Origin of the sequence: Acetobacter sp. (assembly GCF_047721705.1) — a bacterium.
Classification (GTDB): domain Bacteria; phylum Pseudomonadota; class Alphaproteobacteria; order Acetobacterales; family Acetobacteraceae; genus Acetobacter.
In genome coordinates this window covers 1-21,396 of sequence record NZ_JBDNXK010000003.1, presented here as the reverse complement: position 1 = coordinate 21,396, position 21,396 = coordinate 1, and the positions used below count along the sequence as shown (strand labels likewise).

The 21,396-nt window shown below is 52.1% G+C and carries 19 protein-coding genes; 10 read left to right on the top strand and 9 right to left on the bottom strand.

The window, feature by feature from the left end; genetic code table 11:
• Positions 1 to 14 precede the first annotated feature (14 nt).
• Entirely contained in the window at positions 15 to 614 is a 600-nt protein-coding gene (locus ABF824_RS00905; RefSeq protein ID WP_415485927.1) for a cysteine dioxygenase, read from the top strand.
• Positions 611 to 2,224, top strand: a complete 1,614-nt coding sequence (locus ABF824_RS00900; protein WP_415485926.1) for a rhodanese-like domain-containing protein — start codon at positions 611 to 613, stop codon at positions 2,222 to 2,224. The genes ABF824_RS00905 and ABF824_RS00900 overlap by 4 nt, the downstream gene beginning before the upstream one ends.
• 147 nt (positions 2,225 to 2,371) lie before the next feature.
• Here ABF824_RS00900 and ABF824_RS00895 read toward each other — a convergent pair whose 3' ends face one another.
• A complete protein-coding gene (locus ABF824_RS00895) occupies positions 2,372 to 4,762 on the bottom strand; it encodes a TonB-dependent receptor (protein WP_415485925.1) in 2,391 nt (796 codons plus the stop codon).
• Between the two features lie 252 nt (positions 4,763 to 5,014).
• On the opposite strand from ABF824_RS00895, the gene ABF824_RS00890 reads away from it, so the two are divergent.
• The gene (locus ABF824_RS00890) at positions 5,015 to 6,007 is read left to right on the top strand and encodes an ABC transporter substrate-binding protein (RefSeq protein WP_415485923.1); all 993 of its coding nucleotides are present in this window, start codon (positions 5,015 to 5,017) and stop codon (positions 6,005 to 6,007) included.
• Between the two features lie 326 nt (positions 6,008 to 6,333).
• On the top strand, positions 6,334 to 6,939 hold the full coding sequence (locus ABF824_RS00885; RefSeq protein ID WP_415485922.1) for a nitroreductase family protein: 606 nt from the start codon (positions 6,334 to 6,336) through the stop codon (positions 6,937 to 6,939).
• A 43-nt stretch (positions 6,940 to 6,982) separates the two neighbouring features.
• Here ABF824_RS00885 and ABF824_RS00880 read toward each other — a convergent pair whose 3' ends face one another.
• Both ABF824_RS00880 and ABF824_RS00875 read right to left on the bottom strand, forming a co-directional pair.
• Positions 6,983 to 7,714, bottom strand: a complete 732-nt coding sequence (locus tag ABF824_RS00880) for an ABC transporter ATP-binding protein (RefSeq protein WP_415485921.1) — start codon at positions 7,712 to 7,714, stop codon at positions 6,983 to 6,985.
• The gene (locus ABF824_RS00875; RefSeq protein ID WP_415485920.1) at positions 7,714 to 8,592 is read right to left on the bottom strand and encodes an ABC transporter permease; all 879 of its coding nucleotides are present in this window, start codon (positions 8,590 to 8,592) and stop codon (positions 7,714 to 7,716) included. The genes ABF824_RS00880 and ABF824_RS00875 overlap by 1 nt, the downstream gene beginning before the upstream one ends.
• A 178-nt stretch (positions 8,593 to 8,770) precedes the next feature.
• Here ABF824_RS00875 and ABF824_RS00870 point away from each other — a divergent pair, with 178 nt between their 5' ends.
• Complete coding sequence (locus ABF824_RS00870; RefSeq protein ID WP_415485918.1) at positions 8,771 to 9,703, top strand: ABC transporter substrate-binding protein; 933 nt, start codon at positions 8,771 to 8,773, stop codon at positions 9,701 to 9,703.
• A gap of 24 nt (positions 9,704 to 9,727) precedes the next feature.
• Entirely contained in the window at positions 9,728 to 10,903 is a 1,176-nt protein-coding gene (locus ABF824_RS00865) for an acyl-CoA dehydrogenase family protein (protein WP_415485917.1), read from the top strand.
• Positions 10,904 to 10,913: 10 nt separating this feature from the next.
• On the opposite strand, the gene ABF824_RS00860 is transcribed toward ABF824_RS00865, so the two are convergent.
• From ABF824_RS00860 to ABF824_RS00835, 6 genes are all read right to left on the bottom strand, one after another.
• A complete protein-coding gene (locus ABF824_RS00860) occupies positions 10,914 to 11,897 on the bottom strand; it encodes a LysR family transcriptional regulator (protein ID WP_415485991.1) in 984 nt (327 codons plus the stop codon).
• 90 nt (positions 11,898 to 11,987) lie between these two features.
• Positions 11,988 to 14,291, bottom strand: coding sequence for an FdhF/YdeP family oxidoreductase (locus tag ABF824_RS00855; RefSeq protein ID WP_415485916.1), 2,304 nt, complete (start codon positions 14,289 to 14,291; stop codon positions 11,988 to 11,990).
• 44 nt (positions 14,292 to 14,335) lie between these two features.
• On the bottom strand, positions 14,336 to 14,785 hold the full coding sequence (locus ABF824_RS00850) for a nitrate reductase associated protein (protein ID WP_415485990.1): 450 nt from the start codon (positions 14,783 to 14,785) through the stop codon (positions 14,336 to 14,338).
• Between the two features lie 69 nt (positions 14,786 to 14,854).
• Positions 14,855 to 15,004 (bottom strand): DUF2474 domain-containing protein, encoded by a 150-nt coding sequence (locus ABF824_RS00845; protein ID WP_415485915.1) that lies wholly within the window; start codon positions 15,002 to 15,004, stop codon positions 14,855 to 14,857.
• Positions 14,991 to 16,010 carry a cytochrome d ubiquinol oxidase subunit II gene (gene cydB, locus ABF824_RS00840; RefSeq protein ID WP_415485914.1) on the bottom strand — a complete coding sequence of 340 codons (1,020 nt, stop codon included), beginning with the start codon at positions 16,008 to 16,010 and terminating at the stop codon, positions 14,991 to 14,993. The genes ABF824_RS00845 and cydB overlap by 14 nt, the downstream gene beginning before the upstream one ends.
• A 3-nt stretch (positions 16,011 to 16,013) precedes the next feature.
• Positions 16,014 to 17,447: a cytochrome ubiquinol oxidase subunit I gene (locus tag ABF824_RS00835; RefSeq protein WP_415485913.1), complete on the bottom strand. Its 1,434-nt coding sequence runs from the start codon at positions 17,445 to 17,447 to the stop codon at positions 16,014 to 16,016.
• 328 nt (positions 17,448 to 17,775) lie between these two features.
• Between ABF824_RS00835 and ABF824_RS00830 the strand changes: the two genes are divergently transcribed.
• The 4 genes from ABF824_RS00830 to ABF824_RS00815 all read left to right on the top strand — a co-directional run bounded on the left by ABF824_RS00830 (position 17,776) and on the right by ABF824_RS00815 (position 21,371).
• On the top strand, positions 17,776 to 18,825 hold the full coding sequence (locus ABF824_RS00830) for a Dyp-type peroxidase (protein ID WP_415485912.1): 1,050 nt from the start codon (positions 17,776 to 17,778) through the stop codon (positions 18,823 to 18,825).
• A 1-nt stretch (position 18,826) separates the two neighbouring features.
• Positions 18,827 to 19,642, top strand: coding sequence for a family 1 encapsulin nanocompartment shell protein (locus tag ABF824_RS00825; protein ID WP_415485911.1), 816 nt, complete (start codon positions 18,827 to 18,829; stop codon positions 19,640 to 19,642).
• 125 nt (positions 19,643 to 19,767) lie between these two features.
• Entirely contained in the window at positions 19,768 to 20,010 is a 243-nt protein-coding gene (locus ABF824_RS00820) for a hypothetical protein (RefSeq protein ID WP_415485910.1), read from the top strand.
• 926 nt (positions 20,011 to 20,936) lie between these two features.
• Positions 20,937 to 21,371 (top strand): helix-turn-helix transcriptional regulator, encoded by a 435-nt coding sequence (locus tag ABF824_RS00815; protein WP_415485909.1) that lies wholly within the window; start codon positions 20,937 to 20,939, stop codon positions 21,369 to 21,371.
• Positions 21,372 to 21,396: the final 25 nt, after the last annotated feature.

Sequence of the window (21,396 nt, the reverse complement as noted above, 5' to 3'; positions counted from 1 at the left end):
ACAAGAGCAGCCACATGACCACGATCTCCCCGCTTCGTGACTTCATTGTTGAATTTACGAAGATACATGATTCCACGCGCGATCTTCAGACACTTCAGGCCAAAGGCGCTTCTCTTCTGAACACGCTGGTTTCACGTGATGACTGGCTTCCTGAAGAATTCGCTCGTCCCAATCCTGAGCGTTACAGCCAGTATCTTTTGCATTGCGACCCTCTGGAACGCTTCTCGGTCGTGAGCTTCGTCTGGGGACCGGGACAGAAAACGCCCTTGCACGATCATCGTGTCTGGGGTCTGATTGGGATGCTGCGCGGACGCGAAAGCGAGACGCAGTTTGAACGTGATGCGGACGGACATTTTCGCGCCACGGAAACAACATTCCTTGAACCGGGCGAAGTCGCGGCATTAACGCCCGGCGTGAATGATTATCATCAGGTCGCGAATGCCTTCGAAGACCGGATATCCATTTCCATCCACGTCTATGGCGCCAATATCGGCGGCGTCGCCCGCGCCACCTATGACCCGGAGACTGGCAAGGAAAAATCCTTTATCTCCGGTTATTCCAGCGAAGAAATACCCAATCTGTGGGATCGCTCCCGTGAAAGGCATGCGGCATGAACGTAATTTCTTCTATTGAAGCCCCTATTGCCGAAACCTCTTCCGAATCTGTCCGGGAAAGGCTGCGAAATGGACAGGAAATCGCTCTTCTGGATGTGCGTGAAGAAGCGCCTTACGCAACGGGGCACCCGCTTTTCGCAGTCAATCTTCCCCTTGGGCGTATAGAGGAACGTGTCGCGGGTCTCATACCACGTCGGACTGCGCCTGTTGTGGTTTACGATAATGGAGAAGGTCGCGCTCATCCTGCCGTCACGTTGCTCCAACGTCTGGGATATACGGATGTTTCGGTTCTTACAGGGGGGCTAGAAGGCTGGCGTCTTTCCGGTGGTGAACTGTTCATCGATGTGAACGTTCCTTCAAAATCCTTTGGCGAATTGGTCGAGCATATCCGGCACACACCTTCTCTGCCTGCGGAAGAGGTTCACGCCCGCATTGCACGCGGAGAGGACCTTGTCATTCTCGATGCGAGACGCTTCATCGAATACAACGTGATGTCGATCCCCGGTGGACGTTCCGTGCCGGGAGGAGAACTCGCATTGCGGGTCCGCGATATCGCCCCGTCTCCGGAAACAACCGTGATCGTCAACTGCGCCGGTCGCACGCGCTCGATCATCGGCACGCAGTCGCTGGTCAATGCAGAGATCCCCAATCCGGTCTTTGCGCTGCGCAATGGCACGATTGGCTGGACGCTCGCCGGTTTTGATCTCGACCATGGCGCTTCCAGAAAAGCAGCCAGTCCTACAAAGGACAATCACGAACAGGCACGGCTTAAAGCCCAGAAACTGGCAGAACGCACAGGCGTGCGGATCATCACGCCGCAACAGTTGAACGATCTGGAAAAAGATCAGGACCGCACGCTCTATCGGCTGGATGTACGTACGCCTGAGGAATACGAAGCCGATCATCTGACAGGCTTTCGCTCCGCAGAGGGAGGACAGCTCATTCAGGCGACGGACGAATGGGTAGGTGTACGTCATGGGACAATCGTCCTTACCGACACAGATGGTGTCCGGGCCCGCATGACCGCGCATTGGCTGCGCCAGTTGGGGTGGCAGGAAGTTTACGTCCTTGATGACTGGACAGGTTTGCCGCATGCGACCGGTCCAGAACCTGTTTTGCTGGCAAAGCCCCTTCCTTCTGTTGCCGCACTCAACAGTGACGAATTGGCATCCGCACTTTCTGGTCCTCAAGCCCCTCTGCTACTTGACCTTGCAACCAGTCCTATCTTTCGCAAAGCCCATATCCCGGGCGCATCTTTCATTCTCCCTTCGGATATCGCGACCAACAACCGTGTAATGGAAGCCAGAGATATCGTGTTGACGTCTCCTGATGGTGTTGCCGCACATATCGCGGCCGTCCATCTTGCTGAAATCGGTATTGAAGCCCGTATCCTGGAAGGGGGTACAAACGGTTGGAAAGCGTCAGGACGACTGGTTGAAACGGGTCTTTCCGAAAACAACAGACTGTCTGCCCCTATTGACGTTTACAAACGCCCATACGAAGGCACCGACAATGCCCACGCGGCAATGCAGGCCTATCTCGACTGGGAGTTCGGTCTCGTCGCTCAACTGGAGCGTGACGGGACGCACGGTTTCTCTGTTCTGGAATAGATTTTTATCAGTAGTAATGAAAGGGAGAGCACTCTGTCGCTCTCCTTTTTTTATCGACAAGACAAAAATTCTCCCCGATTGCAGAATGCAAATAAGAAAGGGGATGGTTTTCCATCCCCTTTTCAACTTTCCCACAAGACAGAATATTTAGAGTGTAAAGCGGGCCGTCACATAGATTGTCCGTGGATCGGAGAAGTAACCCGTATAATAGACCGGCACACCGTTACCCTGAGCGAAGGATGTGCCTTGCAGATATCGGCGATCGAGAAGGTTTCTCGCCTGTGCCTGTATCAGCCAGCGTGTGTCGGGACTAGCCCAGCTCACCATAGCATTCACGTAAGTCTGGGGAGGGATGCGATCCTGAGTGTTGGCTAGTGATGTCGTATGCATTCCTGTCTGGAAAGACACATCAGCACCGATATGAAATGTCCCCGGCAATTTGACCGGGATATGGTAAGTCAACGAGCCGGCGGTCTGGAAACGCGGTGCCCACGGTAGGGGTGCGCCTGCATAAGGCGTTGTATTGTAAGAAGTGCCATTCGCCAGTGTGATGTGGCTGGCTTGTCCATTGAATTTGTCCAGAACGGAATAAAGATAGGAAGCTGTATAATGCAAATCCAGATCACGAGTAATCTTTACGAATGTTTCGAGCTCTGCTCCCGCTGAATGTCCTTTTCCTGCGTTAAATCGCCGCGTAAGACCTGTGGATGGATCAGCGGTGGTCAGCTGGATATCGTCAAACTGATTCCAGAAAAGCGCACCGTTAAAACGCACCCGTCCCGGCACTGGGTCGGATTTGAGACCGACTTCATATGTCGTGACAATTTCAGGTCTGAAAGGAATGGTGGCCTGTTGGCTTCCCGTTGCCGCAGGCGACTGTGCGCGAAAATCATATCCGGCTGATTTCCCGCCCTGCGAGATCGAAGCATAGGTCATCAGATGCGGGAGTGCCTGCCATGTCAGAGCCCCTTTGGGAAGCAACTGTATCCAGCTTTTATGTGCGGAAGCCTGCCATGCCACGCCACCTTCGGGATTTGATGAAAGGAGGGTGGAAAGCTGGTTTGCGACCGTGGTGAGATGATTTCCACCAACCAGATAACTCAGGGTTTCTGAATTCGAATGATTTTCCCAGTTGAACCGTAAACCCGCAGTAAAAGTGAGTCTTGGCGTAATGTGGTAATGCGCTTCTCCATAAACAGCCCAGTTACGGTTAAGCTGATCGATTGCCGCATTGACGGGAAGGTAGCGAATCTGGGCCGGATCGTTTGTCATCGTCCCATAAGGATTGTTGGCATTACGATTTGTGAACCAGTCTTCGTAAAGGAAATAGGCGCCGACATTGAAATCGACTTTGCCATAATCACCATGCAGACGCAGTTCTTCGGAATACATCCGATCCTTGTAAGATAGCTGCTGGGAAGATCGAGAATAGATATCCCCGAAATTATCGTACATACCCTTGTCATCATAACCACGAATACCCGTGATCGAATACAGTGTCAGGCGTGGTGAAATCGTATAGCGGACATTGCCGGTAAATCCGGCTTCCACGTAGCTGTTCTTCGGATAAGCCGGGTTATAATTGCCAAATTTGTAATAGTTCAGAAGATTTCCTGCACCACGGTTTGTGCTGCCATCCACCGTGCCATCAACGGCCAGCGTGATATCCCAGTCTTCATTCGGGGTGAAACGCAGTTTTCCACGGCCCTGTGTATAATCGATATTGTTAACATCTTTGCCTACCGCATAGTTGTGATCGATACCACCACGTGCGTGGTGATCGAAAGCAATACTGCCGTATACCTTGTCTTTTAGGATGGCACCGCTGGCTGCCACACTGACCTGCCATTCATTGTATGTGCCATAACCGGTCTGTGCGACGACACGTCTTTTATTCGTCGGGACAAGCGTGTTGATGTGAACCGCACCACCTTCAGACTGATGCCCAATGGATGTGACAGGCCCTCGATCAATCTGGATATTTTCTACATCCAAAAGTTCCTGCATGTTCCCCATATTTCTCGGCAGATAGACTCCGTCGATATAGGTTCCAACTGAAGGTTCACCCTGCGGATCAATCTCACCGATCCCGCGAATAAAATAATTCGTGACTGAATAACCGGGCATATTGTTGGGAATATAAAGATTGGGTGTCACACTCGCGAGTTGCTTTGTGCTTTGCACGCCCAGACGTTGCAATCGGGAAGCTGATAACAGCGAAGCGGAAGAAGGTGTTTTCTGCAGGACCGCGTCCTTGCGCGCAGTACGACTTTTTCCTGATACACTGATCGTTTCGCCTTGCCCCGCTGCGTGCATGGCCTGTGGTGCTTTCGGCTGGCGAGGGGGCTTTTTCGCCGCAGCCCTATCAGTCGATACACCTAGGGGAGAGGATGTTTTGGAATGCGTTTCCGCCGCGAACAGTTCCTGTGCAGACGTCAGCAGAAGTGTGGCACAGCACGTCGTCTGAAACAGGAAAGAGGAGCGGAAACGCCGGTTTCCAACACGTTCAGAGTGAATCGCGTCCTGCCGTGCATGCATTGTGATTTCTGTCTCGTCTGCAAGAGTAAAGGAAGATGAAGAATCATGGGTTCTTCATCTTCCGGTATCTCCAAATCAGACTCACATCGTCTATCAACTAATATCAAAGCCAGAATTGACGGATACTTCCTTCTCACCGACGACTAAACAAAAACATTCATTTGATAAAAAAGAATTTTTCATATTTGAAAAACGTAAGATAATGAAAGAATCTATCTCTCACCTCTTCAGACAACTCAAAATGAGAAACTCATGGCTTTTCTTGAAAAACCTCTTTCCCGCCGCCGTTTCGGGATTGGCACCCTCGCCTTTTTGGGTGCCGCAGACTTTATGAATACCCACTCCGCCCATGCTACAGATCTTTCTTCCGTAACTTTGCGTGTTGCCAGCTTTCGCGGCATGGATTCCACACTTCTACCAGCCACGGGACTTGCTGATTTTCCATACAAGGTGGAATTCAGCGAATTCAATTCAGGCAATCTCATCGCTCAGGCCATCAATGCCAATGCCATCGATCTTGGTGGATGGAGTGAGATTCCGCTCGTCTTTATCGCAGCCTCTGGTGCAAATGTGAAAGTCGTGGCGACCATGGATGGCCCCACAACCGATCAGGCCGTCGTGGTTCCTTCACATTCAACAGCACGCTCTTTTACCGATCTGCGTGGCAAGAAGGTGGGGTACATCCGCTCTACTACAGCGCATTATTTTCTTATCCGCATGCTCCAGAAAGCCGGCCTTACTCTCGCAGATATCATTCCTATTCCTCTGGGCATGAGCCAGGGACTGACCGCCCTGAAATCAGGAAGCCTCGATGCATGGGCTACCTATGGCTATGTCATCCCGCTACTGGAGGCAGATGGTTCTGCCCGTATTCTGGAAAGTGCCAAAGATATTCTGTCTGGGCATTATTTCATCGGCGTCAACCCGACAAAACTTCCTGATCCAGCCTTTCAAGCTGCCGCAGCAGATTACATCCTGCGTCTTGGCAAAGCTTATACACGCCTTACACAGAACAAGGCGCAATGGGCAAAAATCGTCTCACCTGTCATTCAGATTCCCGAAAATGTTGTACTGCGCAATCTGGACGAACAGAATCGCCCTTACAGACCTCGGCGTTGGACGCCCTCTGATATCCAGAGCGCGCATACCGTTGCGGATGTCTTCACCCTGCAGCATCTAATAAGCCCAAACATTAATCTGGATCAGGTTTTTTCGGATGCTCTCTTTCCATTTCTCACAAATTGAGAGCAACCATATTTTGCGGCAGACAGGAAGCCATTCCTGTGAAAATGCATGTTGCCTTCATTAATACAGGTTTTTCCTATGCAAGACCGCTGTAATCTATACCATGGGAGCTGAATTCCGTGAGTTCACCAAAGACTATCGCCAGTGACATAAAGCGTTGAGTTCTTGATAGGCCGCAAGAGGCTTCATCTTCGGTGCAACAAATCAAGTGAAAATCCGATACCTCCGTCTATCACTTAGCCGAAAACCGACTGACAACCCTCTGGTGTAATAGGCCAGAAACTCGCATACTTCTTGTCTGCGAATGTGTTGGAGAAACAGAATTTATGACATCGCCCACTGAACGCGAGGCCCATTCCTCTGTCGCCCCTTTCATCCTCAATCGCTGGTCGCCCCGTGCTTTCAAACCCGATGAAATCACACAGGCGGACCTTCTCAAGCTTCTTGATGCCGGGCGCTGGGCGCCTTCCGCATACAATGCGCAGCCGTGGCGCTTTATTTATGCTCGACGGAATACGAGCGATTGGGAACGTTTTCTTTCCTGGTTGATTCCTTTCAACCGCTCATGGGCTGAGAATGCTTCTGCGATTGTCTATGTTGTTTCGCGATCCGTAACCAACAGCCCAAGCACCGGAGAGCCGGTCGAAGCACCCAGCCATGCCTTCGATGCAGGTGCAGCGAGCATCCTGATCCAGTTGCAGGCCAACCAGAACGGATGGTTCACTCATCCCATCAGTGGTTTTGATAAAAGTCTTGCCCATGCTGGACTTGAGCTTCCGGAAGATCATGCTGTCCATGCGGCCATTGTCATTGGCCATCGTGGTGAAATCTCACAATTACCAGAAAGCCTTCAGGGAAAAGAAAAACCGTCAGGCCGCGTACCGCTTGATGCAGTTGCTTTCGAAGGACGTCTTACCCCCGAAGCTTTGTAATAAAAAATTGGCGAACCCTATCGTGGGTTCGCCAACAGCACCCTCAGTGAACACCAAGATGTTTCAAAAGCGCGGAACGCAATCTTTCAAATTCGGGGTCAGCATGACGACGGGGCCGGGGAAGAGAAATCGGCAATTCCACCTTGATGCGCCCGGCATCAAGTACAATAGCGCGGTCGGCCAGTAACAAAGCCTCATCTACATCGTGGGTCACCAGAAGCACTGCACTTTTATGGCGTTGCCACAAGGCGGACACCAGTTCCTGCATGCGTAAGCGGGTCAGCGCATCCAATGCCGCGAATGGTTCGTCCAGCATCAGAAACTTCGGCTCCCTTATCAGAGCCCTAGCCAGTGCTGCGCGCTGCGCCTCTCCACCGGAAAGCGTCAAAGGCCATGCATCCACCCGGTGCCCCAGGCCAACTTCCTCGAGAACCGGCAGAGCCTGTTCCCGGGTGGCATTTTCAAGTCCCAACGTGATATTCCGCCACACCTTTTTCCAAGGCAGCAAACGGCTCTCCTGAAAAACGACAGAAATTTCTTCAGGACGTAAAACGTCTCCCTCCGTGACCGGATCAAGTCCGGCAAGCGTGCGGAGCAGCGTGGATTTTCCAGAACCACTGTGCCCAAGCAGGGCCACGAATTCCCCGGGAGCAATATTCAGATTCAGATGATCCAGCACCCGGGGACCATCACCGAAACGACGGCTCAGGCCTGTAACACTGACAACGGAAGAAGAAAGAGAGGGCTTTGAAGAAACCGACGCAAGACTGCTCATCACCGCCCTCCTCTTCCCGACAGATGAACAGGACGCCAGACAAGCGCCTGCCGTTCAAGGAAACGAACGAACTGATCAGAAACCAGCCCCAGCAGTCCATAGATCGCAAGACCGACAAAAATGATGTCAGTGCGCAGGAAATCCTGTGCATCCATCATCATGTGTCCAATACCGCTATCAGCGTTCACTTGCTCGGCAACTACCAGCATCAGCCAGGAAATCCCTACAGCAAACCGAATACCCACCAACAGATCAGGCAATGCGCCGGGCAGAATCACATCACGGATGGTCTGGGTGCGGGAGAGCCGGAGAGTCCGGGTCATCTCCAGCAGTTTGGGATCAATCGAGCGGATCCCCTTATGCAAATTGAGGTAGATGGGGAATGTGGAGCCAAGTGCCACCAAAAGAATTTTTGGCGTCTCACCAATTCCAAACCACAGAATAAATAGTGGAACCAGGGCAAGAACCGGCAATGTGCGGAGAATTTGAAGAGGAGCATCCACAATATTCTCCCCAATCCGGGAGAGACCCGAGATCAGAGCTAGACTAGTTCCAGCAAGCAGAGCCAATGAAAGACCCGTGACAGCTCTCAGTAGGGAAACACCCAGATTGGTCGGCAACGTGCCATCATGCACAAGCCCCCACCCCGTTGTCAGAATCTGGGCTGGAGAAGCCACCAGTCGGGTGGAGAGAAAGCCTGTCGAACAGGCTGTTTGCCACAGAAGCACCAGAACAAGAGGCGACAGATAGCGGGCAAGATTTTGCAGCAGACTGTAAACCCCGGCTTTCCCCACCCGATAGGGGGCAAACCGAAGAGTTGCAGGGCGTTTAAAGCCGGAAACAGGCTGGTGCGTATCGTGCAGGGTTGCGCCGGACATTCCCTTGTGACTCCACAATTGTGTATTTATTCACCACACTCTTCCAGATTTACGAAAAAATATAGTGTGAAATATATTCATGTCATATATTTGTGTGATTTGATTGAACTTGATGATGCCTGATGGTGGGGTGGTTCCGATGAAACCGCTTTTTACGCATTCACGAACAGCCAGGAAGTTGCTGCGCATTTGCGTGCTGCTGTGCACCATATTGCTGCCGACATTGATCAGCTCGCCCGCACAGGCTGAAGACGAACTGATCGTCGCAGACCAGAAAGGGCAGCAGAAGGCCTTGATGGAAGCCGCTGGTGCGGACCAGAATCTGCCTTACCACATCCGATGGGTAGAATTTGAGGCCGCCGCCCCTCTTCTTCAGGCACTGGGTGCGGGAGCCGTCGACACCGGTATTGCGGGAGACGGACCTTTTCTTTTTGCGTGGGGGGCGGGCCTTCACCTGAAGGCAGCCTGGGTTATTCCACCACGTGGGGGCGGTAAAGCCACAGCAATCGTAGTGCCGGAAGGCTCACCCATCACCACGCCCGCCCAGCTTTCCGGCAAACGCATTGCCACGGGACGAGGCTCCATAGGCCACCTGCTTCTGCTGCGCCTTCTGGCAACAGGAGCCATTCCCGCCCCTGCGCCTCAAATCGTTTTTTTGTTGCCTGCTCAGGCAAAGGCGGCGCTTGATACGAAACGTGTCGATGCTTGGTCAACGTGGGAGCCTTACGTTTCACTCGCCGTCATCTCCGGACATGGTCATATCGTAACAGATGCAGCCGGACTGATGCCAAACAACAGTTTCTTCGTGGCCAACACAGATGCGCTCGCCAGCAAAAAATTGCTTCTGACGGATTTTTATCTCCGTATCACAACCGCCTATGACTGGGGCACGAAGCATCAGGCTGAATATTCACGCATTCTCGCCCGGCAGACAGGGATTCCAGAAAATGTGGCGATCTCTGTAGCCGAGAAGCTTATCGCAGTGCCTGTACCTGTAACGCCCGATGTTATCCGGGCCGAAGAAGAGGTGGTGGATACTTACCGCTCCGCGGGTTTCATCACACGCACGGATAGCCTTAACGATGCATTCGAACAGAATCTGACTCACTGAGAGTAAAACAGGGATATTTTCACCATGGATGGATCTCGCATTGCTGAAACTCCTGTCACCGCTCTGGATGTGCCAGAAGAACTTATACGGCGATTTGCATCCCGGGCAGCGGAGTCGGATAGGCTGGGCGAGATCGGTTTCGATAATCTCTCTGATCTACACGAAGCCGGCTATCTCGGGCTGACGCTGCCCGCGAGCCGGGGTGGAAAAAGCATCACCCTCCGTCAGATCACGCGGATTGTATCGCAAGTGGCAAAAGGTGATCCTTCCACAGCATTGATACTCGCCATGCAGTATCTGCAAACGGTCGCCATTCTCCTATCTGATACATGGCCGGATGATGTGCGCAACGAGGTGATTGATTCGATCGTCAATTCCGGCGCTCTGGTCAATGCTTTGCGGGTTGAACCGGAACTTGGCACCCCTGCGCGTGGCGGCATTCCTGCTACACGCGTGCGTCGGGAGGGCGACCGTTATTTTCTCTCGGGACGGAAAATTTTCTCGACAGGATCGTCAGCTTTGCACTGGGGCGTCGTGTGGGGCGCAACAGAAGAAGAAACACCACGCATCGGACAGATTCTTGTGCCTCTCTCCCTGCCGGGTGTACGGATCGAAAAAAGCTGGCATCAGCTCGGTATGCGCGCGACGGGCAGCGACACGATCATTTTCGAAGCTGTCGAGATTCCGGAGCGCTATCTGATAAATTTTCATGAGAGTGGACAAAATCCGGAAACGCCTGTTCTCGCTACATGGCATACGGTTGTCATCCCGGCGCTTTATAACGCCATTGCTCACTCCGCTCGTGAGTGGCTGATCGGATTTCTTGAAGGACGTGTACCCACGGCACTGGGACGTCCTCTTTCCACACTACCGCGTTTCCATGCAGTAATTGGAGAAATAGATGGTCTGCTGCTAACCAATCAGGCATTACTGGACTTCGCTCTGGCGAAGGCAGAAAATCAAACAATCAGTCTTACTGAAGCGGGCCAGATCAAAAGGCTCGTCACCGAAAACGCAATTGCAGCCGTCGCGCGCGCGGTCGAAGTGACTGGAAACCCCGGATTGAGTCAGGATAACCCACTGGAACGGCATTATCGCAATGTCCTGTGCGGTCGTATTCATACGCCACAGGCGGACGCTGTTCTGGAGGGCGCCGGACGCGAGGGATTTTCTGTTTTTCGTAGCAAGACCGAGGATTAAATGCGTCGCATCACTTGACGCATAAAAGATCAAATTCACTTTTCAGATTTGTCTGCAAAGCAATTTGCCAAGCTTCTTCAGTGAAATCTGAAACTGAATTGTCACTTAACCGAACAAGACCAATCGAGCCTGGAGAAAAACCTGAAAGACGTCTCATCTTCAATTGGCCATAAGGGGGAACACGCAAAGGAAAAGATGAGATAGGCAGGATAGTGGCCACTTTGCCCAGCATGACTTCAGCGTGAATCATTTCCAGTGAATTGGTCTCAAGCCGCACGCGCGGTTCTACACCTGCTGTCTGGAAACCGACATTAACAAGCTGCCGACAGCGCATTTCACCACTCAGTAAGGCAAGCGGCAATTGCGCGGCCTCTTCCCAACTCATGGAGTCGCCATCCGGCAGTGAAAACGCATCCGTTGCCGCCAGCACCTGTTGCTCAGCATATAATGTACGGACTTCAAAAGTCTTGGACTGTGGGCATTGATCATAATACATGATGCCGATGTCCAGTTCTTTGTTTGCAAGCATCTCAATAATGGAAATATTGGGGGAAACAGAAACCTTGCTTGCGAAATCACCGCACTTCTTGCTGATTTCTTCCAGCAATATGGGCGCAACATGACAGGCGGTAGGAATAACTCCGATCCTGATAACACCTGCAATGGCCTGACGTGACATTGTCACTTCACTACGAAGTTCCGTGACGCTTCTCAGAATATCATGAGCCCATTTGAGGACACGTTCGCCTTCATCCGTAAAGCCAAAGACTTTCTTCTTGCGATCAACAATTATAACACCCAGTTCGTCTTCAAGTTGACGAATAGCCCGAGACAGTGCGGGTTGCGATACGTTGCATGCCTTCGCAGCCTTGGAAAAATTCTTATGCCGCTCAATTTCCCGTAGATAATAGAGTTGTTTTAAAAACATTTTCCATTCCAAAACATAGTCGAAACGAGCGCAAGGGTTCCGTTTAGCGTTGTGCAGAAACAGCATCACGTAAACGGGGTCAGACAGTTTGTTGGAACCCCGTTTATGAAACAGATGAGATAAGCAGAAAAGATATCGCTCTACTCAGCGATATCTTTAACTGGCAATGCGCATTGGCACAGCGGCTGCAAGGCTGGGAACAATTTTTACTGGAATAGACTTTGCGGCAGGGGTACCACTGATCTCATCGTAATAGTCGAGCGGCAGCAATGGATTAAGTTCCGGGTAGTATCCAGCAATCGCCCCACGCGGCATCGGGTAATCAAGGATCGTAAACCCATCGACATAACGACGATAACCATCATCGCTATACGTCTCCAACCCGATCACCGCACCATTTTCAAGTGCACGGTCCTTCATGTCATCCCGATTCATGAAGATAACAAGACGATTGTTGTAAACGCCTCGATATCGGTCGTTATTGCTGTAAATTGTTGTATTATACTGGTCATGTGAACGAATGGTCGCCAGACGCAACATCGCCGTGTCTTCGACTGGCGTATTCACTTCCAGACCGGGCAATGGCAGAAAATTCGCTTTGCCATTAGGGGTTTTCCAGACGCGGTTCCGGGGAGGAATCTCAAGATGAAAACCTTTTGGGTTTTTGATTCTCTCTGAAAAATCAGAATAGATTTCCGGATAAACTTCAGCGACCTTGTCCCGGATCAGCGTGTAATCGACCATATACCGGTCCCAGGGTGTTTTCGAATGTGGCAACGTCGCCATCGCCATCCGACAGACGATTTCCGTCTCCGGCATCACATGCGATGTTACTGGCTCAAATACACCGCGCGATGCCGTGACATTCGCCATGGCATCTTCGATGGTCACGAACTGCTCACCAGCCTCTGTCCGGATGATTTCCGATCGCGAAACAACCGGTAAAATTAATGCGTCTTTTCCGTGCACAAGATGCCCACGATTGAGCTTCGTCGCAACGCCAACTGTCAGATTCAGTCTGGCCATCGCGGCATAGGATCGATCTGTATCGGGAACCGCACGCGCAAAATTGCCACCCATCCCGATAAAGACTTTCGCGGTGCCTGCTTCCATCGCTTCAAGTGCTTCAAGGACGTGATGGCCATTCTCACGAGGTGGCTCAAATCCGAATGCATCCCGCACGCGATCCAGGTAGGACTGACTTGGCTTTTCATCGATTCCGACCGTGCGATCACCCTGCACATTGGAATGACCGCGGATCGGTGCAATGCCAGCACCGGGCTTTCCAAAATTACCACGCAGCAACAGAAGGGCGGCAATCTGCTGTACCAGCCGGGACCCTTCCTGATGTTGGGTGATGCCCATCCCATAGCAGATAATGGTTGCCTTCGATTTCTGATAGATTTTCGCGATATGCCGGATCTGTTCTTCCGATACACCGGAAATACGGGTGATATCCTCCCACGAGTAACGCATCACATCAGCACGGAGAGCTTCAAATCCTTCCGTATGCTGTTTGATGAAATCCATGTCGAGCGCATCTTCCCCAGCATCATGCGCCTCAAACAGCACGCGCATCATACCCTTGAAGATGGCAAGATCACCGCCAATACGCACATGAACAAATTCGCTGGAAATCGGTGTCGACCCAAAAGTCGCCATCTGAAGCACATCCTGAGGCTCCGTAAAACGGATCAGTGCGCGCTCCGGCATAGGGTTGATAAGCACGATAGGCACACCGCGTTTTCTCGCCTCAACGAGATTTGTCATCATGCGCGGTGAATTGGTGCCTGTATTCTGGCCGATAACGAAAATTGCTTCCGCATGTTCGAAATCGGCCATGACGATCGTCCCTTTCCCGATCCCGATGGTTGGCGGCAATCCTCGGCTGGTCGGTTCGTGGCACATGTTCGAACAATCAGGAAAATTGTTTGTTCCGAATTCCCGCACGAAAATCGAATAAAGAAACGCCGTTTCATTGGCCGTGCGACCAGATGTGTAGAATTCGGCCTGATGGGGACTTTCAAGCGCGCGAAGATGCTTGCCGATCAGCGCGAAGGCATCTTCCCATGCTACTGGCACATATTTGTCGCTTTTGGAATCATAACGCATCGGCTCGGTGAGCCGTCCCTGCATTTCCAGCCAGTAATCACTGCGCTCCATCAATTCCGTGACGGTATATTTTTCAAAAAACTCTCGCGTCACACGGGCTTTGGTCGCCTCATGCGCAAGAGCCTTCGCGCCATTCTCACAGAACTCCAGCGTCTTGCGGTGGTCGGGATCGGGAAACGCACAACTTGGACATTTGAAACCACCCGGTTGGTTCATCGCCAGCAAACCACGTGAACCCTTAACGAGCACACTCTGCTCCATGAGCACCTTTGCGGTCGCTCCCGCCGCTCCCCATCCGCCTGCAGGATGATGATAAGGTTTGAATTCGGCTTCTTTTTCTCTGCTCATGGTCGTGACCCTCTTGGGTAAACTGGGGAAGCGCAGTGTCCGCGCTAAAGGATTCCGAATTCCTTCATCGCAGGAACAAAATTTTCATTTTCGTGCTTTGATCGTGCGAGTTTGATCAGAGAGAAACGCTGCAAGGGTGTCAGCGCAGCCCACTGTTCTGCTGTTGGAGGCAGAACGCCATCTGCAACAGACTGCACCTTCACGGCTTCCGGCATGCGATCATTCCGCTGCCAGTCATCAAAATTCTGCGTCAGCAGATATGTCGGCGCTTCATCACTGCGTGCTGCAATCAACTGGAGGACAAGAGCACGATACGCAGTCTGTTCATCCGGTGTCTCACAGGAAAGCTCCGTGAGGGTGCCTCTTTCTTCACGGGAGAAACGGCTCCACTGTCGAAGGCTGAGTTTTATTCCCACGATGTCGAGTTTCTGACGTGTGATCATTGGAATGCACCGGAGCGAACCGGCAAAATCACTCTCAAAATCAAAGATCATCACACCCGAACCAGAATTTATCGCAATGACTGAACGATCAAGAACGCTGCTTTCCATCGTTTCATCCTCTTATCTGGGCACGAGTGCGTGGATGATGGATGCGACAATGAAGAAAAGACCTGTGCTGGCCGCCCAGATTGCCAGAAACCAGGCAAACCTGACGCCCGCATGACGGGGAGCGCCCTCCCCGTCTCCCCGAACAATCTCAATGATAGCCATCTGTTTCCGTCACTTTCCCGCGGAATACGCGATAGGAATAGATTGTGTAGGTCAGAATGATCGGGAGCAGGATTGCTGTGCCGACCAGCTGGAAGAACTGGCTTGAAGGCGGCGATGAAACATCCCAGAGCGTCAGGGACGGCGGCACCGCATAGGGCCAGATTGTAATACCAAGACCGGAAAGACAGAGAAAAAACCAGCCCAGAGCACAGAGAAACGGAACGCGGGAATGCCCCTTGCGCAGCCCTCTGCCAAGCAGCAGACCCAGTATGACAACCAGAACCGGCACAGGCGCGACAAATGCAATGTTCGGCCACTCTGTCCACCGACGCAGATATGGTGCATGCAGCATCGGGGTCCAGAGGCTGACCGCAACGATGCAGGCAAACAGGCCCACCGCCAGTCTGCCGCCCCACCGGCGGCATGACGCCTCCAGTGTGCCGGTCGTGCGCCATACCAGCCATGTCGCTCCGAGCAACGCATAACCGCACATGACGGAAAGGCCACACAGAACGCTGAACGGCGTCAGCCAATCAAAAGTGCCCCCCGAGAAAGCACCATCGGTTACAGACACCCCCTGAACCACTCCGCCAAGAATGGTGCCCTGACAGAATGCGGCAATCCCCGATCCTGCCATGAAGCCTTTCTCCCAGAAAGTTTCACGGGCCGTGCCTCGAGTCATGATCCTGAACTCGAAAGAGACGCCCCGGAAAATCAGCGCCAACAGCATCAGAACGATCGGAAGGTAGAACGCCGGCAGAAGCGTCGCGTAGGCACCGGGGAAAACACCGTAAAGAACGGCCCCACCCAGCACCATCCATGTCTCATTGCCGTCCCATACCGGCGCAATGGTGTTGACCATCACGTCCCGACGACCCTGATCCCGTTCCAGAAGGAACAGCATGCCGATACCCAGATCGAAGCCGTCAAGAATGACATAGATCGTGATGGCGGCGATAAGAATGATGGCCCACACGATCGGAAGCCAGTGTGCAAAATCCATCATAGCTTAGCGCTCCACATCCGAAGAGGAATTCACAACATCGGGATGCATACGGGTGGCCAGAATATCCGGCGCTTCCGAGGGATTGAGGTTATGTTCCCCCTCCTGTGGCGAACGACCCAGAAGACGCACCAGAATGCCGAGTCCAGAGCCGAACACGATGACGTAAACAACGACGAACGCTATCATCGACACGGCCATGCTGGAAAGAACCACTGGCGAAACACTGTCTGAAGTTCTCAGAAGACCATAAACCGTCCACGGCTGACGTCCGACTTCGGTCGTCACCCAACCACACAGCAGCGCCAGAAATCCAGCCGGCGCCATGCACAGCACCACTTTATGAAACAGTGGACTGGTGAACAGGCTGCTGTTCCTGCGGTGCCACAGGGACCAGAACCCCACCAGCATCATCAGCACACCCAAGGCCACCATCAGACGGAAAGAGAAGAAAATGATCGGAGAAGGCGGACGCTGATCCTTGGGAAAATCCTTCATGCCCGGCACCTTACCGTCGAGGCTGTGTGTCAGGATCAGGGAGCCAAGCAGCGGAATCTTCACCGCATAATCCGTATGCTCGGTTTTCATGTTTGGAATGCCAAAAAGCAGTTCTGACGCCCGCCCTTCGGTCTCCCAGTCACCCTCCATGGCCGCGATTTTTACCGGCTGGTGTTTCAGCGTATTCAATCCGTGCGCATCGCCAGCCAGAATCTGCAGCGGAGCAATGATCGCGGCCATCCACATGGCCATGGAAAACATGACCCGAACGGGTTCACTCGCGATTGCGCCCTGCCGCCGCGCTTTCAGCATGTGCCATGCACCCGTTGCGCCCACCGCAAAGGCGACAGACAGGAAAGCCGCCAGCCCCATATGCACAAGCCTGAACGGGAAGGAGGGATTGAAAATGATCGCAAGCCAGTCGGCTGGCATGAAACGCCCTGTTGCAGGATCAATCGTGTAACCCTGCGGCGTCTGCATCCAGGAATTCGAGGCCAGAATCCACGTCATGGAAATAAGGGTTCCGACCGAAACGCAGCATGTGGCAGCGAAATGCAGGCCCCGCCCGACCTTGTTCATGCCGAACAGCATGATGCCGAGAAAACCGGCTTCAAGGAAAAACGCGGTCATGACTTCGTAGGACAGAAGAACGCCGGTAATCGGACCAGCTTTCTTTGAAAATACGGACCAGTTCGTGCCAAATTCGTAGGACATGACCAGTCCCGACACGACACCCATACCGAAAACAATGGAAAATGCCTTGATCCAGTACCGGTAGAGATCAAGAAAAACCGCCCGCCCCGTCGTCAGCCAGAGTCCTTCGAGCACCGCGAGATAAGCCGCGAGACCAATCGAAAACGCCGGGAAGATGATATGGACGCCCACGGTAAAGGCGAACTGGAATCGCGCGAGTAACAGCGCCACATCATGAGCATTCATCACCAACACTTTCCATAAGTCTCAACATGTTTAACTCTCAGTTATCTGCACGGTTCCTCTCCTCCTACGGGGTGAACACTCCACGGGAGGAAAGTATCGCAGCATTATTCGTCCTGTGAGACCATGCAGCGATTCCTGTTTCTAAATCCGTCGGTTACGGCGCGTCCAAGACCTTTTGCTTATATTATTATGCGCGCAGGTTATAATGATGTCTGATTTTCTTCGGATATAGTTATTTTACCTCTTCCACATCTTGCCACGATCCGTAAGCGATTTATGTTCAGGGTCTCTCATCGTCTTGAGAGATCGTCGCGAAGAGGAGCTTTTGTCCGTGGCCATACCTCAACCCGTAGATACCAGACTGACTCAGGCTGCGGTTTTTCTTGTCATGACCCTGAATGAAGGGTTTTCATCCGGCGATCAGGTGCGCGATTTACTGGGGGATCTATCCTCTCTGGTGCGAGGCGTCGGTTTTCGTATCCCGGATGGACGGCTGAGTTGCGTCACAGGCATTGGTTCCAAAGCATGGGATCTGCTGTTTGGCAGCCCGCGACCAAAGGATCTCCATCCGTTTCAGGAAATCAACGGAGTACACCACGCTCCATCAACACCGGGTGACTTTCTCTTCCATATTCGCGCCACCCGGATGGATCTGTGCTTTGAACTCGCGAAAAACATCGTTTCGCGACTTGAAGGTGCCGCAACGGTAACCGATGAAGTTCACGGCTTCAAATATTTTGATGAACGAGACCTACTTGGGTTTGTGGATGGCACAGAGAATCCCGCCGGTCAGGTGGCAATCGATGCCACGATCATCGGGGATGAAGACCCGGACTTTGCGGGTGGCAGCTATGTCATTGTACAAAAGTATCTTCATAACCTGAAGAAATGGAACGCGATCCCGGTTGAAGTTCAGGAAAACATTATCGGTCGGAAAAAGCTGTCGGACATTGAACTCGCAGATGCCGCCAAGCCCAGCTACGCCCATAATGTTCTCACGAACATCGAGGAAAACGGACAGCAATTACAGATCGTCCGTGACAACATGCCGTTTGGTGAAGTCGGCAAAGGGGAATACGGCACATATTTCATCGGATATGCCCGTTCTCCCGCCCGGACCGAACAGATGCTCCAGAACATGTTCGTTGGAAAACCGGCTGGAAATTACGACAGAATTCTCGACGTCAGCACGGCCGTGACGGGAACCCTGTTCTTTATTCCCACATCAGATTTTCTGGATAGTGCACCGGATCTCCAGCCAGCAGCCCCGGCAACCCACGATACGGATGAGCCTTCCTCCGCCTCAAACTCTCCAGACATCAAAGAAACGCACAGCACCGATGGCTCTCTGGGCATCGGTTCATTGAAAGAGGAACTCTGATATGAACAATCTTCATCGGCATCTTGCCCCAGTTTCCAGTGCCGCCTGGGCCCAGATCGAGGAGGAAGCCGCACGCACCATCCGGCGTTACCTGGCGGGACGGCGTGTGGTCGATACGTCCGAGCCAAAGGGGTATGCCTTCGCAGGCGTTGGCACCGGTCGCAGCAAAAAGATCGACGCGCCCGAAAGCAGCATTCAGGCCGTGCGGCGTGAGATTCTCCCTCTCGTTGAGCTACGTGTGCCCTTTACATTGTCCCGCGAGGAAATTGACGCCGTGGAACGTGGGGCTGACGATTCCGACTGGCAACCCGTCAAAGACGCCGCGAAAAAGATCGCCTTTGCCGAAGATCGCGCCATTTTTGACGGATATGCGAGCGCAGGCATTCCGGGCATCCGGGCAGCAACATCCAATGCCCGTCTTGCTCTTCCCTCTTCCGTCAAAGACTATCCGCGCGTGATCGCCGATGCGCTCAACGCTCTCCGCCTCGCTGGCGTGAATGGCCCTTATGCGCTTGTGCTGGGTGCACAGGAATTTCGAGCCATCGATAGCGGCGATGATGCCGGATATCCCGTGCGCAAACATATCGAGGGAATGATTGACGGGAAAATCGTGGAAGCGCCCGCTTTATCCGGAGCTTTCGTCCTTTCCCTGCGTGGCGGCGATCTGGCTCTCGATATTGGTCAGGATTTTTCCATCGGTTACCTTAGTCACACGGCGGAACAGGTTGAACTGTATCTTCAGGAAAGTTTCGTCTTCCGCGTTTTGACCAGTGAAGCAAGCGTTGCAATCGACCCATGCCGCAATGCTGCTGCCTGATATAATAATACCCACACACACCAACACAGGTTTACATTAACCTTACAAATAAAACGTAGACAAATCGCAATGAAAAATTGAGTTCTGCCTGCGTTTTATAATAACTCACCACGAAAGACATCCCCATGTCGCATGATCATGTCCCCCACGCCTCCAGTTCCCTACGCGATCTCGCCCGCAAGGCGATTCACTCACCAAAACTGCTGACGAAAGAAGAGATTATCCGCCTCTCTGAACACGTCCTCAAAGGCGGTGAACACGCAACAGAAGAAGAGAAAGAGATCGCCAAGAAAGCAACCCGCAACCCGGAAGGTGTTGAGGGGAGCGAATTGACAAAACTCGGAGAAAGAGCCCTTCAGGATAAGTAATCCTGCAAGCAATCCCTTTCGGAAAAACACTGTTTCCGAAAGGGATAATTTATCTCACTAAAGTTTTCTTGTGCGTCGTATTCTTTAAGCCAGAAAATGACGTCTACTGCGTTGTGGATAACGGACATAAATGTGTAAGCGCGTCCGCTATATCTGGCATAAAGCTCTGTCACTCTTTAAATTTTACGAACATGTTTTCGATCGATACAGGCTATGATGTTCTGTTTTAGGTGCCTACCTAAGCCGGTTGCTGTCATAGTTCCTCCCCCAATGACTTCTTCTGTTTCATCGGGAAGATGGTTTCAGAGGAACGTCTGCACTTTTGAAGTCACTCACGTGCCTTGTGATTAGAGGCAGATAGTCCGAACGACCATGCCCCCCCACACGGCATGCAGTTTTGAGTTCAGTCCGCTTTTCGTGCGTCCGACATAGTGGAAAAAGCCCCTTTTTGGGCAGGGAGGCTGATGTCCGGTGTGTTTTTTGACCGTCCTGACTATTCAGTCAGAGTGATGAAAATTCGGTCAAAAACATCAAGCGCACCCTACGCGGATGAAGCGGATTGTATAAGATTTTGTGAGAGCCACGAGGCGAACTATCCGCGGGCCAGAATCGCTATTGGCCGGGAATTGATCCAAAATCACTACTTAATTTGTGGGTAGGAACGGCTGCTTTGGCTGTAAGCCACTGATAACATTGCCAAATAAAATTGGCGTCCCATAGGGGATTCGAACCCCTGTTGCCGCCGTGAGAGGGCAAAAAAACCTTAATTTCCTCCATTTCTTATTCTCCTAAGCGGTTCAAACATAACACTATTATATCCCCTGATATCACTGTTTGTCACGTGTCTTCACTTTCAGAGTGGCGCAGAAATGGCGCAAGAATGGCGCGAAGTGGTTCATTCACCAGTGTAATGATATCATTGGCAAATGTCTGATGTTCCTGAGTTGTTCCCATTGAGACCTGCTGTCCTGAAATATGATCAGGCGGCGACTTATCTTGGGATTAGTCCGGGACGGCTCAGGAATCTGATGTGGTTAGGTATCGGTCCCCGTAAGATATCATACGGAAAGAGGGATGTGAGATTCAGGGTTCAGGACTTGAATGAATTCATTGAATCCAAGGTCCAGCAGTTTCCAGATAATAAGGGAATCAAGAGACCGAGAGGCAGACCCCGAAAGGTTGCCGTTCCCCCCGTCTATGAGATGGATGGATGCGACGGTGTGCTTCGGTTTGATATAATGTATCGGACCATTGAACGAATGGAGCAGATTACCTTTTGGGATATCGTGTGGTATGTCAGTCCAACTGTCAGTCTTTTGATTTTTGTTGGTGTGTTATTATGGATAATTTTTGGACATTAATAAGCGTTGTTGGAACGAGTGGAAC